9 protein-coding genes are annotated in these 15091 nt (G+C 68.2%); all 9 read right to left on the minus strand.

All coding sequences use genetic code 11. From position 1 onward, the window contains the following. Positions 1-2 precede the first annotated feature (2 nt). The 9 genes from ACTHN1_RS16985 to carB all read right to left on the minus strand — a co-directional run bounded on the left by ACTHN1_RS16985 (position 3) and on the right by carB (position 14983). Positions 3-1088 (minus strand): response regulator, encoded by a 1086-nt coding sequence (locus ACTHN1_RS16985; RefSeq protein WP_295375686.1) that lies wholly within the window; start codon positions 1086-1088, stop codon positions 3-5. 383 nt (positions 1089-1471) lie between these two features. Next, entirely contained in the window at positions 1472-2998 is a 1527-nt protein-coding gene (gene lysS / locus ACTHN1_RS16990) for a lysine--tRNA ligase (RefSeq protein WP_440472101.1), read from the minus strand. Positions 2999-3080: 82 nt separating this feature from the next. Next, positions 3081-4206, minus strand: a protein-coding gene (gene prfB, locus ACTHN1_RS16995) for a peptide chain release factor 2 (RefSeq protein WP_440472102.1) whose coding sequence is annotated in 2 segments (ribosomal slippage) — positions 3081-4130 and positions 4132-4206 — 1125 coding nt in all. Because the reading frame shifts where the segments join, the coding sequence is not laid out codon by codon here. Positions 4207-4578: 372 nt separating this feature from the next. Next, positions 4579-5460 carry a LytTR family transcriptional regulator DNA-binding domain-containing protein gene (locus tag ACTHN1_RS17000; protein WP_440472103.1) on the minus strand — a complete coding sequence of 294 codons (882 nt, stop codon included), beginning with the start codon at positions 5458-5460 and terminating at the stop codon, positions 4579-4581. A gap of 107 nt (positions 5461-5567) precedes the next feature. Then, positions 5568-8504: a VIT domain-containing protein gene (locus tag ACTHN1_RS17005; protein WP_440472104.1), complete on the minus strand. Its 2937-nt coding sequence runs from the start codon at positions 8502-8504 to the stop codon at positions 5568-5570. Between the two features lie 90 nt (positions 8505-8594). Next, the gene (gene recJ, locus ACTHN1_RS17010) at positions 8595-10319 is read right to left on the minus strand and encodes a single-stranded-DNA-specific exonuclease RecJ (protein ID WP_440472105.1); all 1725 of its coding nucleotides are present in this window, start codon (positions 10317-10319) and stop codon (positions 8595-8597) included. Continuing rightward, positions 10316-11260, minus strand: a complete 945-nt coding sequence (locus tag ACTHN1_RS17015) for a phosphoglycerate mutase (protein WP_440472106.1) — start codon at positions 11258-11260, stop codon at positions 10316-10318. Before ACTHN1_RS17015 ends, recJ begins: the two co-directional genes overlap by 4 nt. A gap of 7 nt (positions 11261-11267) precedes the next feature. Continuing rightward, positions 11268-11732, minus strand: coding sequence for a transcription elongation factor GreA (gene greA / locus ACTHN1_RS17020; protein WP_181444083.1), 465 nt, complete (start codon positions 11730-11732; stop codon positions 11268-11270). Positions 11733-11740: 8 nt separating this feature from the next. After that, positions 11741-14983, minus strand: a complete 3243-nt coding sequence (carB, locus tag ACTHN1_RS17025) for a carbamoyl-phosphate synthase large subunit (protein ID WP_440472107.1) — start codon at positions 14981-14983, stop codon at positions 11741-11743. Between the last annotated feature and the right edge of the window lie 108 nt (positions 14984-15091).

Consider the following 15091-nt stretch of genomic DNA (forward strand, 5'->3'; position numbering starts at 1 on the left):
ACTCATTCCATCCCTGGACGGCTCTGCACCGTCGAGTAGCGCTCGCAGATGTCGTCCAGACGTTCCCGCCCACGGATGAGCGCATCCACGCAGGAGGGGTCGAACAGGCGGCCACGCTGCGCGTACAGGTACGCCAGCGCCGCGTCCTTCTCCCAGGCCTTCTTGTAAGGCCGGGGCGAGATCAGGGCATCGAACACATCCGCAACCGCCACTATCCTGGCTTCCAACGGAATCTCGTCGCCGACCAGGCCATCCGGGTAGCCGCTGCCGTCATAGCGCTCGTGATGGCGCAGGGCGATGACCGCGCCGGTCTGGATGAAGCGGTTCTGGCTGCCCGACAGCAGCTGGTGGCCGATCTTCGGATGCCGGCGCATCACGTCGGTCTCGTCCTCGGTCAGCGGGCCGGGCTTCATCAGCACGGAATCGGGGATGGCGATCTTGCCCATGTCGTGCAGCGGCGCTGCCAGCTCGATCGCGCGGACTTCGTCTTCCGGCAGGCCCAGTTCGTCGGCAATCAGCGCGGCCACGTGGGCCATGCGCTCCAGATAGGCGCTGGTGCCGCTGTCACGGTACTCGATGGCGCGGGCCAGTCGCGACAGGGTCTCGCGCTCGCGTTCCTCGACCTCGTGCATGCTCGACAGCAGGCGCTGTTCCAGCGACAGGGCGCGCTGCTTGACGTTCTCCGACTGCTGGCGCAGCTGCAGCAGGTTGCGGCAGCGCGCGCGCAGTTCGCGCGGACGGACCGGCTTGACCAGGAAATCGATGACACCCGCTTCCAGCGCGGCCTGGCGGATCGGCTCGTCGCCGACCACGGTGATCAGGATGATGGGAATGTCGCGGTGCAGCGGCAGGCGGCGGAAACGGCGGGCGAACTCCAGCCCGTCCATGCCCGGCATGCGGTAGTCCAGCAGCAGCAGGTCGGTGCGGTTGCGTTCGCACCAGTCCAGCGCGACCTGGGGATCCCCGAAGTCGTGCACGCTCAGCTCCGAGGCGATGTCCTCGATTACATGGCGCAGCATCGTGCGCGCCGAAGTCTGGTCATCGACGATGACGATGTTCAAAGCGCTTCCCGCCCCTTGTGGCCACATGAAGTGACTGTCGGGCAAGGATACTCCGGCGATGGCTGCACTGGCATCTAGCATCGGAACCGTTTCCTGCGTGTCTCGCTCTGCTCGGGATCCCGTCACCTCACCGGTCCGGCCGCCGCTGTCGCGGGGGGTCGAACGGGGCGACGTGGGATTTTTGACGCAGGAAACGTGCCAGCGGAATCGCATCCTCAGCATCAGCGAGCGAATCGAGACGAACATCACGAAAATGCCCCAAGGTGCGGCATTTTCGGCTCTCCTTCATCCCTCTGAACGCCGGGGCGTCCCGCCGGGATTCCGGCGGGTCCCATTCCGGTCCGGGCCGGGAACCGACCCTTTGCGTCACCCGGGTTGCCGCGCAGCGGCGCTCCCGTCAGGCCTGGCGGTCAGCCGGGCGGGTGCTCCGGACGCATGTAGGGGAACAGCAGCACGTCGCGGATCGAGTCCGAACCGGTCAGCAGCATGACCAGCCGGTCGATGCCGATGCCCAGGCCGCCGGTCGGCGGCAGGCCGACTTCCAGCGCGCGGATGTAGTCGGCATCGTAGTGCATGGCCTCGTCATCGCCGCCTTCCTTGGCCGCCACCTGGGCCTGGAACCGGGCCGCCTGGTCCTCCGGGTCGTTGAGTTCGGAGAAGCCGTTGGCGAGTTCCTTGCCGTTGATGAACAGCTCGAAGCGATCGGTGTAGCCGGGGTTCTGGTCGTTGGCGCGGGCCAGCGGCGACACCTCGACCGGATGATCGGTGATGAAGGTCGGCTGGATCAGGGTGTGCTCGACCGTGCGCTCGAAGATCTCCAGCAACAGCTTGCCCCAGCCGTAGGACGGCTTGACCGCGATCTTCAGCCGCTCGCAGTGGCGCGCCAGCGCGTCGCGGTCGGTGCAGTCGGCCGCGCTGATCTCCGGATTGTGATGACGCACGGCCTCGTCCATCCGCCAGCGACGGAACGCCGGCTCCAGATCGATGTCCTGCCCTTCCCAGTTGACCGCGCCGGTGCCGAGCACTTCATGGGCGACGTCGCGGATGACCGATTCGGTCAGATCCATGATCTCGTTGTACGTGGCGTAGGCCTCGTACAGCTCCAGCATGGTGAATTCCGGGTTGTGGCGGGTGCTGACGCCTTCATTGCGGAAGTTGCGGTTGATCTCGTAGACCCGCTCCAGCCCGCCGACCACCAGGCGCTTGAGGTAGAGCTCCGGCGCCACGCGCAGGTAGAGATCCATGTCCAGCGCGTTGTGGTGGGTGACGAACGGCTTGGCCGCGGCGCCGCCGGGGATGTAATGCATCATCGGCGTTTCCACTTCCAGGAAGCGGCGCGCGTCCAGCCATTCGCGGATCGCGCGGATGATGCGCGAGCGCTTGATGAAGACCTCGCGCGCCTCCGGCGTGACGATCAGGTCGACGTAGCGCTGGCGATAGCGCTGCTCCACGTCCGACAGGCCATGCCACTTGTCCGGCAGCGGGCGCAGCGCCTTGGTCAGCAGTCGCAGCGTGTCGGCCTTGACCGACAGTTCGCCGGTCTTGGTGCGGGTCAGCGCGCCTTCGGCGGCGACGATGTCGCCGATGTCCCAGCCCTTGAAGGCCTCGTAGGTTTCACCCAGCGCGTTGGCCTGCAGGAACAGCTGCAGGCGGCCGGACTCGTCCTGGATCTGGACGAAGCTGGCCTTGCCCATCACCCGCTTGGCCATCAAGCGGCCGGCGACGCGGACGCGGCGGTCGGCCGCTTCCAGGCTCTCGGCGGTCCACAGGTCCTTGTCGGCGTACTGCGCCTGCAGGTCGCCGGCATAGTCGGCGCGGCGGAAATCGTTGGGATAGGCGATGCCCTGCCCGCGCAGGGCCGTGAGTTTCGCGCGGCGCTCGGCGATGAGGCTGTTCTCGTCGGCGTGGGGCGGCAGCACGGGGGTCTCGTCGGTCATGGCGGGTCTGGGTTGGTGGAAACGGGAGGAGATGCGGCCGGGGCCGCGGAATCGGGCCGGGGCCGAAGCCCCTTCCCGCGGATTATGCGTCGACGCGTTTGGCGCCGGCTTCCAGGCCGGCCTTCAGGCTGGCTTCCAGGAACTCGTCCAGGTCGCCGTCCAGCACCTTCTGGGTGTCGGTGCGCTCGATGCCGGTACGCAGATCCTTGATCCGGCTCTGGTCGAGCACGTAGTTGCGGATCTGGCTGCCCCAGCCGATGTCGGACTTGGTGGCTTCCAGCGCGGTCTTCTCGGCGTTGCGCTTCTGGATCTCGATCTCGTACAGCTTGGCCTTCAGCATCTTCATCGCGCGATCGCGGTTGGCGTGCTGGCTGCGCTCGGTCTGGCAGGCCACCACCACGCCGCTGGGCACATGGGTGATGCGCACGGCCGATTCGGTCTTGTTGACGTGCTGGCCGCCCGCGCCGGAAGAACGATAGACGTCGGTCTTCAGGTCGGCCGGATTGATGTCGATGTCGATGTTGTCGTCGACTTCGGGCGAAACGAACACCGAGGTGAAGCTGGTGTGGCGGCGGTTGTCGGAATCGAATGGCGACTTGCGCACCAGCCGGTGCACGCCGATCTCGGTCTTCAGCCAGCCATAGGCGTAGTCGCCCTCGACCCGGAAGGTCGCCGACTTGATGCCGGCCACTTCGCCGTCGCTGGCTTCCATCAACTCGACCTTCCAGCCTCGCGCTTCGGCCCAGCGCAGGTACATGCGCAGGAGGATTTCCGCCCAGTCCTGGGCTTCGGTGCCGCCGGCGCCGGCCTGGATGTCGACGAAGGCGTTGGCGCTGTCCATCTCGCCGGAGAACATGCGCTGGAATTCCAGCTTGTCCACCCGGCCGGCGAAGCGCTCCACGTCCTCGACCACCGCCTGCGCGGTTTCCTCGTCGTTCTCGCCTTCGGCCAGTTCCAGCAGTTCGCTGGATCCCACCAGACCCTCATCGATCTCGCGGATGCCGTTGACGGTCTTGTCCAGCAGCGAGCGCTCGCGACCCAGTTGCTGGGCGTATTCGGGGTTGTTCCAGATGTCGGGGCTTTCCAGCTCCCGATTCACTTCTTCCAGGCGTTCGCGCTTGGAATCGTAGTCAAAGATACCCCCGTAGCGAGGCCAACCGGTTCTGCAGGTCGGCGATGCGCTGGCGGACGGGATTCAGTTCGATCATGGCGGGAGGTGGGGCACACAGAGGAACCGGGGATTGTAACAAGCGGATGACGCCCTCGCCCGCTGGGACAGGCGGAAACGGCAGGTCCGGGGATCCGGAAGCACTCCCATGGGCCTCCGCCGTTCCCCGCAGGCGGCATCGCCCGCCTTTCAGGCGTGGCCCCGCATGAGACCCCAGCCCCTCCCCCAGGCATGCTGGCGGATTGTTCCTGGCCGGCTGCGCCGGGAACGTACGCTGGAAGCACCCGCGGGGTCCCACTGAGCCGGACGCTGTCGGACCTCCAGGGGCTTTCACGTCGTCACGGCCAGCGCTCTCTTTCACGCGAAACCGGGCCTTGGGCAACGATGCGGCAACGCGGTCCGCTGCCTGGCCTCAACCGGGATCGGCCCCCGTGCGGCCGCGCAGGTCGGCGCGATGGCGACGGCTGCACGGCAACACCGTGGCGTCCTTCAGGTGGATGCGCGCGTCGCCGGTTTCCAGAGGCTCGATGGACGCGATCTGGTCCAGGTTGACGATGTAGCTTCGGTGGATGCGGGCGAAGCGCGCCGGGTCCAGCTTGGCTTCGATGCCGGCGATGGTGCTGCGCAGCGGGTAATCATGGCCGCGCACGCGCAGGTTGACGTAGTTGCCCGAGGCCTGCAGCCATTCGATGTCGCGCGCGGCCACCAGGAACTCGCGTCCCAGCTTGCGCACCAGGAAGCGCTCCGGCCGCTCGACCGGTTCCAGCGCCGGGCCTTCGTCCGGCTCGTCGAGCAGGCTCGCCTCGCCCTGCCAGCGACGCAGCAGGAAGCGGTAGATCTCGATGGTCAGCACCGCCCAGATGAAAGTGCGTACGTCCTTGAGGTACTCGTAGAAGAATTCCCGCGCCCAGGGACCGAAGTCGTAGTCGCTCCCCTGCCAGCGGTAGGCCAGCATCCGCAACGCGACCATGCCCACCACGTGCAGCAGCGAGTACACCACGCTGGCCAGCAGGTACCACGGCCATTGCCGTCGCAACGTATCCCAGTGAAGCGGGAACCGGCGGGTGAACGCGACCACCGCCGGCACCAGCGCGAGCAGCACCAGGCCGCTGGAGGTTTCCCAGACCACCGGTTCCCAATCCGCGATCCGCAAGCCGGCCCGGCGCACGTCCATCACCGTGGTGATGCTGTTGCCGATCACGTTGACCAGGATACCGACCACCCAGAAGCCGATCTCGAAGCTGCGGCGCCAGGGCTGGAAACGGCGGTAGAGCGTGTCGGAGGAGGAAGCCATCGGCGCATTGTAGGTGGGCGCGCCCGCTTCCGCGTTCGCGGGCGCGCCGGACCGTCCATCCCGAAATCGCGATGGACGCCCCCGTCATCGCGCGGGGGCGCGGGCGCTCAACGCACCTCGAACTCGCCGACCAGAACCGTTTCCTTGGCCTCCTTGAGGCGCAGGGTGACGATTTGCCGCTGCTCGCGCGGCGTGCCGAACCGGGTGATGAAAGCCAACTGCAGGGTGGTCGCGCCGGTCACCAGCGACTGGCGGTCGCCGAAGAAATTGGCTTCGACCCGGTACTTGCCCGGCTTGGCCACCCGCAGCGCGAATTCCTCCGGACCATAACCTCCGGTGAAATCATCCGACAGGCGACCGCCCTGGTAGGTTTCCGGATGGCTGTAGAAACACTTCTCGCCGTTGGGATCGGTGACCCACAGATCCATGTCGCTGTTGTCGCTGTCCCAGGTTAGCACCGCGCGCAGATCCAGCGGCAGGTTGCCCAGCAGGCGCGGATCGATGGCATGGGTATCCAGCGGTTTTCCGGCGTTGGCGACGATGGCGTTGAGTTCGGTCAGCGCGATCATCTTGACCCCGTCGAAGCGGGCGTCCCAGTCGCGTCGCACCACTTCGTACAGCGACTCGATGGCGGCCTGCGGGTCCCCGGCCTCCGCCTGCGCCAGGCCCAGATCGCGGAAACTCTGCGGTTCTTCCTCGGCCATCCCGCGCACCCGCCGGAACTGTTCCAGCGCGAGCGCCGGTTCCCTCGCCTGCATCAGGCGATAGGCCAGCACGCGCAGGATATGGCGGTTCTCCAGATCCAGTTCGGCCAGATTGGACAGCACCCGCAGCGCGAGTCCGCGCTGTCCCTTCTCGAACAGGATGTCGGCCACGTCCAGGTAGAACGCGGTGCTGGCCGCGTGTTCGTCGCGCTCGTCCAGGTAGAGCGCGTAGATGCGATCCGCGGGCGCGGCGCGCAGGCGACGGGCGTAGGGGGAATCCGGCTGCCAGGGCTGCAGGGTCACCTGCACGCTTTCCGCGGCGCCGGTCACCGCCACGCTCTCCAGCGTCGATCTCTCCCTCGCCAGCGCCAGGTTGCCCTCCGGCATCGATTGCGTGACCGACGCGGGCGCCGGCGGGGGTGAAGGCGCGGCGGCCACCGGTGCCGCTGCAGCGTCCGCGGCTGCGTATCCATCCGTGACGCGATCCGCTTCGCCCCGGCGACGTTCAAGCTTCGGCGGCGCCGGCGGCCGGCCCTTGGGCCAATCCCGGTTCCACCATTCCCGGCGCTCCCCGAACGCGATCGCCACTTCATCCAATCGTTCGCGCTGGCTGCGTTCGCGATCCCGCACACGCGACGCCCAGGCCTGTTCGTACGCGGCGCGCAGTTCGACCGGCGGCGCGATTTCGTGCTCCACGTAGTCCTCGACGGTCTCCAGGACCATCAGCGAGGTCTCGCCGGTGACCAGCCCGAACCGCTGGCCCAGGCTTCGGATCCGTCCCGCGTTGGCGGCGCGGTCACGGCTCCAGCGATCCACCCAGTAACCGGCCCACAATTGCCCGACCGGACCGCTGAGCGCGGCCTGCGTGCCATCGACCGGTATCGGGATCCGACGCAGGCGACCATCCGGCGCCCGATAGCTGACCCGCAGCTCCGCCACCGGCACGGTCAGGCGACCGGCCACGCGCAGCAGTCCGTCCTGGGGCGTGGCCGACGGCGCGATCCACTCCTCGCCGCCTTCCATTTCGATCGCCTGCAGCCGGACCTGCTCGCTGAGCAGGTCGCGCGCCGCCGCTTCCACGCCGGAGGCGTCGAACAGGATCGCGCGGCCACCGCGCGCTTCGGCCCAGTCGCGCAGGCGACGTCCGTCGGCATGCGGGCCGGCGCCGCTCAGGGCGAACAGGCGTTGTCCCGGCTGCAGTTCGGGAAACTCCGCGGACGGGCCGTAGTTGTCCACGCCATCGCTGACCAGCAGGTACTCGTCGATGCCGGCCTGCGGCCGCCACGCGCCCAACCGGCTCGCGCCGTCGTAGATCGTGGCGCGCAGTTCCTCGCGCAGGCTCGACCAGTCTCCCTGGCGCACCGGGTAGCGCACCGCAGGTTCGGCCACATCGCGCAACCGCACCAGGCTGACTTCGATATCGCCGGCCGTGCGCAGGTAGCGATCCAGCACCGCCAGTTCGGCCTCGTGATCGCGACCGCGCGCGGATCCCGAGCTGTCCCACAGCAGCATCACCGCCTTGGGTGGCGTGCGCGCCACCGGCGCATCCTCCACCGGCAACTCGGCGAGGAAATACAGCTGATCGTCGATCCGTTGCACATGACTGCGTGGCCCTTTCGCGCGCGGGATACGCAGTTCCAGGCTGCCCTGTCCGCTGAAATCACGGCGCGTGAAGCGGGCATCCCAGCCATGGGGGCCCATGCGCCCGCTCAAGGTGCCCGCGAGCGTTCCAGCGATCCGGGGCGCGCTGGCGGCACCGTCAACACGCATGTCCCAGCTCAGCTCGGCGGCGCCACGCGCGAACGCCAGCGATACCGGCAACCGGTAGTGGTCGCCTTCACGCGCCAACGTCTCGCTGTAGACCAGGCGCACCCGGCGGCTGCCGGCGGCGGGAATCGGGAAGATGCGCAGGCGGAAGTGGTTGCCGGCCGTCTGTTCCAGCAACGCGGGATCCACGCCCTGCCGCGCGATCGCTTCGAACACCTGCCGGCCCTTGGCCTTCTCGACCGGCACCGCCGCGCGCATGCGCCCATCGATATCCAGCGCGAAACCGGTGATGCGCTGTCCGTCGCGCAGTGGAAACGCCAGTTGTCCTTCCAGCACCCGCCGATTGGGGTTGTGGAACTCCAGTTCGACCGTGGTCTGGGCGACGCCGCCGACCACCATCGTCTCCACCCGCGCCTGGCGCAGCCGCACCGGAAGTTCGGCGCCGGCGACTTCCAGCAACGGCACGGCATCGCTGGACAGCCGCTGGGAGCGCAGGTCCCCGCCCCCGCATCCCAGCCACAACACCAGCGCCACCAGGCAGGCCAGCATCGCGGCCCCGTGCTTCCCCTGCATATGCAATCCCCTTTCTTGTTTCCGGTCTGGAACGGACAAACGTCCGGCGCGGCTCCCTGGGGTTACCCGGGATCGCGTGCTTTTGCCTGCCTACGGCAGCGCCACCCAATGGCGAACCAGCAACTGGATGCCCCGGCGGTCCTGGTAGTCGTCGGTGTCGAGCTGGTAGACGGCATGGACGCGCCTGGGCCTGGCCTGGTCGCGCCAGCCGCCGAACTGGATGGCGCCCAGCGGTTGCGCGCGCCCGGGCAGGCGCAGCGAGAACTTCAGGTGCTTGCCGCCGACCACGCGCCAGTCGATCACCTCGAACTCACCGTCGAACAGCGGTTCGGGGAAGCCCTGTCCCCAGGGCCCGCCATCGCGCAGCGCTTCGGCGTGGACGCGATCGAACTCCTCCGGCAGCAGTTCGCCGTCGCTCAGCCATTCGGCCTGCAATAGGCTGTCGTCCAGCCACTGCGCGGCGACCTGGCGGAAGGCGGCCTCGAACGCCGGCAGCCGCGCCTGCGCCAGGCTCAGGCCGGCGGCCATCGCATGGCCGCCGAATTTCTCGATCAGCCCCGGATTCGCCGCATCGACGGCCGCCAGCGCATCGCGCATGTGGAATCCGGGAATCGAGCGTGCCGAACCGCGCAGCGAATCCGCGCCGGGTTCCGCCGGCGCGAAGGCGATCACCGGGCGGTGCAGGCCGTCCTTGATCCGTGAGGCGACCAGGCCGACCACGCCCGGATGCCATTCGGCGTCGAACAGGCACAGCGCCAACGGTGGATCCGCCTCCAGCGCGGCCAGCTTCGCCAGTGCGATCTGGGCCTCGTCCACCATCTGCTGCTGCACGCCGCGACGCTCGGCGTTGATTTCGTTGAGGGTGGCGGCGATTTCGCGCGCCTGCGCGGGGTCGTCGGACAGCAGGCATTCGATGCCCAGCGACATGTCTTCCAGGCGTCCCGCGGCGTTGAGCCGCGGCGCGATGGCGAAACCGATGTCCGACGCGGTCAGATGGCGGGCGTCACGCCCGGCGACTTCGATCAGGGCCTGCAGGCCCGCGCTGCCCTGGCCGGCGCGCAGGCGGCGCAGGCCCGCGCCGACCAAGGCGCGATTGTTCGCGTCCAGCGGCACCAGATCGGCCACCGTGCCGACCGCGACCAGATCCAGCAGCACGGTCAGATCCGGTTCGCCCTGCGGCCAGCGGCCGGCGTCGCGCAACCGCCGGCGCAGCGCAAGCAGTACGTAGAACGCCACGCCGACGCCCGCCAGCGCCTTGCTGGGGAAGCCGTCCTCGCGCAGGTTCGGGTTGACGATGGCGTCTGCGGCCGGCAGCGTTTCGCCGGGCAGGTGATGGTCGGTCACCAGCACCTGCCAGCCCTGCGCGCGGGCGCGCGCGATGCCGGCATGGCAGGCGATGCCGTGATCCACGGTGACCAGCAGTTCCGGCTCGAGCGCGGCCAGTTCGTCCACCAGCGACGGCGACAGGCCGTAACCATGCGTCATCCGGTTGGGCACCGTCGCGGTGACCCGCGCCGCGCCGAGCGCGCGCAGGCCGCGCACCATCAGCGCGCACGCGGTGGCCCCGTCGCAGTCGAAATCGCCGACCACGACGATGTGGCGTTGTTCGTCGATGGCGGCCCGCAGCAGTTCGCAGGCCGCATCCAGGCCACCCAGCGCGTCGGGGGAAAGCAGTTGCGCCAGGCGCGGCTGCGCGCCGGCCGCCGCGGTGACGCCACGGCCGGCGTACACGCGTTGCAGCAATGGCAGCATGCCGGCCGGCCAGTCCCCGCCGGCCACCGCCTCGCGCCGGCGGATCCGCGCCGTTGGCGTCATGCGGTCAATCCGGCGTCCGCGCCGCCCAGGCGGGCGAGCGGACGGCGCCAGAAGCGCCAGCGCTGATCGCGACGCAGGGTGAACCGTTCGCCATCCTCGAAATCCAGTTCCAGCATGTGCAGTTCGCCGCGCGCCAGCGCCGCCAGCAACGGTTGCAGCGCGTCGCGCGCCAGCGTGTCCAGCTGGCGCAGATGGCGCAGGTCGATGAGCGCATCGACCGCCCCGCCCTCGCCTTCGGCGGTGACGCCGGCCGCGCGCGCGAGCGCGCGCAGCACGGTGTCCTGGCCCTTGATCTGGCGGAAGCGGGTGGTCACCGATTGCGGCAGCCGGCCGCCGCCCCAGAACCACAGCGAATTGACCGGCGCCTTGCCGGTCGCGATGCGCCGCGCATTCCACGGATGGTTGTGCAGCACGATCTGCGCCTCGGTCAGCAATGCGCGCCAGCGCCGGCCGTCGTCGCCTTCGGGCAGGTGCGCGAACAGATCATCGCCCAGCACGTCGCCAATCGGCGCGAACGCGGGCAACCGCGCATCCGGCGGCAGGCGCAGGTACCAGCGCGTGGGCTGCGGCGCATCGAGCAGCAGGCCGGCGTCGCCGAACAGGGGCTTCAGCGCCGGCAGCAGTTGCGCGGCATCCTCCCCCTCCAGTCCCAGCGCCTCGCCGTAGGCGAGCATGCGCGCACCGTTCATGTCCGGCGAGACCCGCGCCGGATCCGCGCGCAGCCAGATGGCGCCTTCGGCGTCGCCGGCGTCCAGTTGCCGGGTCAGCGCGGCCACCGGCCAGTGATCGGGCACCAGCCGGAAATGGCGGCGAAGCTGTTCGCGTTCGCCGCCCTGCCCGGTGTGGCGATCTGCCCGTCCCAGCGCCCTGGCGACATCGGCCGGCAGCGACTGGCCCGCCAGCCGATGGCGTGCGGGCAGCAGCAGGGTGGCGGTCGCCATCGGCCGCTCAGTCGGTGTAGCTGACGCCGACGATTTCGTACTCGCGCTGTCCGGCCGGCGCGTCGATGGTGACCGCGTCACCCTCGTGCTTGCCGATCAGCGCGCGGGCCAGCGGCGAGGAAATCGCGATCAGGCCCTGCTTGATGTCCGCTTCCAGATCGCCGACGACCTGGTAACGCTTCTCCTCGTCGGTCTCCACGTCGGCCAGGGTCACCGTGGCGCCGAACACGATGCGCGAACCGGCATTGAGCTTGGTGACGTCGATGATCTCCGAGTGCGAGAGTTCGCTCTCCAGCTGCTTGATGCGGCCTTCGATGAAACCCTGCTGCTCGCGGGCGGCGTGGTACTCGGCGTTTTCCTTCAGATCGCCGTGCGCGCGCGCCTCGGCGATCGCGGTGATCACTTCCGGCCGCTTCACCGTCTTCAGCAGATCCAGTTCCTGGCGCAGCCGCTGCGCGCCCTTCATTGTCAGTGGTGCTCTCACCCTTGCAGCTCCTTGTGCAGTTCCTGCAGGGCCCAGACCGGGCCCGTACCACGGTATTCCAGCGAATGCACCAGCGCCTTGGCGCCGGCGATCGTGGTCGAATAGGTGACGCGATGCTGGAGGGCCTCGCGCCGGATGGAGAAGGAGTCGGCGATGGCCTGCCGCCCTTCGGTGGTGTTGACGATATACACGATTTCGCCGTTCTTGATCAGGTCGACGATGTGCGGGCGTCCTTCCACCACCTTGTTGATCTGCTCGCAGGCCAGGCCATGCTCGCGCAGCCACGCCGCGGTGCCCTGGGTGGCGACCAGGCTGAAGCCGCGCTCGACCAGCGCCTGGGCGACTGGCAGCACGCGCTTCTTGTCCGGATCCCGCACCGACACGAACGCCTTGCCCGGTTGCGGGGCCTTGATGCCGCCGGCTTCCTGCGCGCGCGCCATCGCCGCGCCGAAGCTGCGGCCCACGCCCATCACTTCGCCGGTAGAGCGCATTTCCGGTCCGAGGATCGGATCCACGCCCTGGAACTTGGCGAACGGGAAGATCGCTTCCTTCACCGAGTAGTAATCCGGCACGATTTCGCGGGTGGCGCCCTGTTCTTCCAGGCTGCGCCCGGCCATGCAGCGGGCCGCGATCTTGGCCAGCGCCACGCCGGTGGCCTTGGACACGAACGGCACGGTGCGCGAGGCACGCGGGTTCACTTCCAGCAGGTAGACGGTATCGTCGCCGTCGTCGTTGGCCTGGATGGCGAACTGGGTGTTCATCAGGCCGACCACGTTCAGCGCCTTGGCCAGTTCCACCACCTGCCGGCGCAGTTCGTCCTGGGTCTTGGCCGACAGCGAGTACGGCGGCAGCGAGCAGGACGAATCGCCCGAGTGCACGCCGGCTTCCTCGATGTGCTCCATCACGCCGCCGATCAGCACCTTGCCGGTGCTGTCGGCGATGATGTCCACATCCACTTCCACCGCGTTGTCGAGGAAGCGATCCAGCAGCACCGGCGAATCGTTGGAGACCTTGACCGCGTCGCGCACGTAGCGCGCCAGGTCGGACTCGCCGTAGACGATTTCCATCGCGCGGCCGCCCAGCACGTAGGACGGGCGCACCACCAGCGGATAGCCGATCTCGCGGGCCAGCGCCAGCGCCTGCTCGTCGGTGCGGGCGGTGCGGTTGGGCGGCTGCTTCAGGCCCAGCTTCTCGACCAGTTGCTGGAAGCGCTCGCGGTCCTCGGCCAGGTCGATCGAATCCGGCGAGGTGCCGATGACCGGCACGCCGTTGGCTTCCAGCGCGCGCGCCAGCTTCAGCGGGGTCTGGCCGCCGTACTGCACGATCACGCCCTTGGGCTGTTCCAGCTCGACGATGGCCAGCACGTCTTCCAGGGTCAGCGGCTCGAAGTACAGGCGATCGGAGGTGTCGTAGTCGGTGGACACGGTTTCCGGGTTGCAGTTGACCATGATGGTCTCGTACCCGTCCTCGCGCAGGGCGAGCGCCGCGTGCACGCAGCAGTAGTCGAACTCGATGCCCTGGCCGATGCGGTTGGGACCGCCGCCGAGAATCATGATCTTGTCGCGGCTGGTCGGCTCGGCCTCGCACTCGTCCTCGTAGGTCGAGTACAGATAGGCGGTGCCGGTGGCGAACTCGGCCGCGCAGGAATCCACCCGCTTGTAGACCGGCTTCACGCCGAGCGCCTTGCGCAGCACGCGCACGGCGGCCTCGTCGGTGGCGGCCAGTTGGGCCAGGCGCGCGTCGGAGAAGCCCATCCGCTTGAGCCGGCGCATGCGGCGCGCGTCCAGCGAACCCAGGCCGTCGGCGGCGATCTGCTTCTCGTCGGCGATGATTTCCTCGATCTGGTCCAGGAACCACGGATCGATGAACGACAGCGCGTGGACCTGCTCCACGCTCATGCCGGCGCGGAAGGCATCGGCGACGTAGAACAGGCGTTCCGGACCCGGCGACTTCAATTCGCGGCGCAGCTGCGCCAGATCGTCATCGCTGGCCAGGTCCAGCCCGGTGGGGTCGAGGCCGACCTTGCCGGTCTCCAGGCCGCGCAGCGCCTTCTGCAGCGATTCCTGGAAGGTGCGGCCCATCGCCATCACCTCGCCCACCGACTTCATCTGGGTGGTCAGGCGGGCGTCGGCCTGCGGGAATTTCTCGAACGCGAAGCGCGGGATCTTGGTGACCACGTAATCGATCGTCGGCTCGAACGAGGCCGGGGTCTTGCCGCCGGTGATTTCGTTCTTCAGCTCGTCCAGGGTGTAGCCCACCGCCAGCTTGGCCGCGACCTTGGCGATCGGGAAGCCGGTGGCCTTGGAGGCCAGCGCCGAGGAGCGCGACACGCGCGGGTTCATCTCGATCACCACCACGCGGCCGGTCTGCGCGTTGACGCCGAACTGCACGTTGGAGCCGCCGGTGTCCACGCCGATCTTGCGCAGCACCGCGATGGAGGCATCGCGCAGGCGCTGGTATTCCTTGTCGGTCAGGGTCTGCGCCGGGGCCACGGTGATCGAGTCACCGGTGTGCACGCCCATCGGATCCAGGTTCTCGATGGAGCAGACGATGATGCAGTTGTCCGCGGTGTCGCGGACCACTTCCATCTCGAATTCCTTCCAGCCCAGCACCGACTCCTCGACCAGCACCTCGGTGGTCGGCGACAGTTCCAGGCCGCGGGTGACGATGTCGATCAGTTCCTCGCGGTTGTAGGCGATGCCGCCACCGCTGCCGCCCAGGGTGAAGCTGGGACGGATGATGGTGGGATAACCGACCCGGGCCTGGATCTCGATCGCCTCTTCCAGCGTGTGGGCGACGGCCGCGCGCGGGCATTCCAGGCCGATCTCGCCCATCGCCACGCGGAACAGCTCGCGATCCTCGGCCATGCGGATGGCTTCGCGCGAAGCGCCAATCAGTTCGACGCCGTACTTTTCCAGCACGCCGTGGTCGGCCAGGTCCAGCGCGCAGTTCAGCGCGGTCTGGCCGCCCATGGTCGGCAGCAGCGCGTCCGGACGTTCTTTTTCGATGATCTTGGCGACGATCTCGGGGGTGATCGGCTCGATATAGGTGGCGTCGGCCAGACCCGGATCGGTCATGATCGTGGCCGGGTTCGAATTGACCAGGATCACCCGGTAGCCTTCGTCTTTCAGCGCCTTGCAGGCCTGCACGCCCGAATAATCGAACTCGCAGGCTTGGCCGATGACGATGGGACCGGCGCCGATGATCAGGATGGATTTGATGTCTGTACGTTTGGGCATGGCGAGGGGTCCCGGACTTAAATCACGTTCTGGGCGAAAAGACGCATGGAATCGGGGCTCACTTGCCCATCAATTCGACGAATCGGTGGAACAGGTAATGGCTGTCCT

The sequence above is a fragment of the Pseudoxanthomonas sp. genome (assembly GCF_051953815.1).
Lineage (GTDB): Bacteria > Pseudomonadota > Gammaproteobacteria > Xanthomonadales > Xanthomonadaceae > Pseudoxanthomonas_A.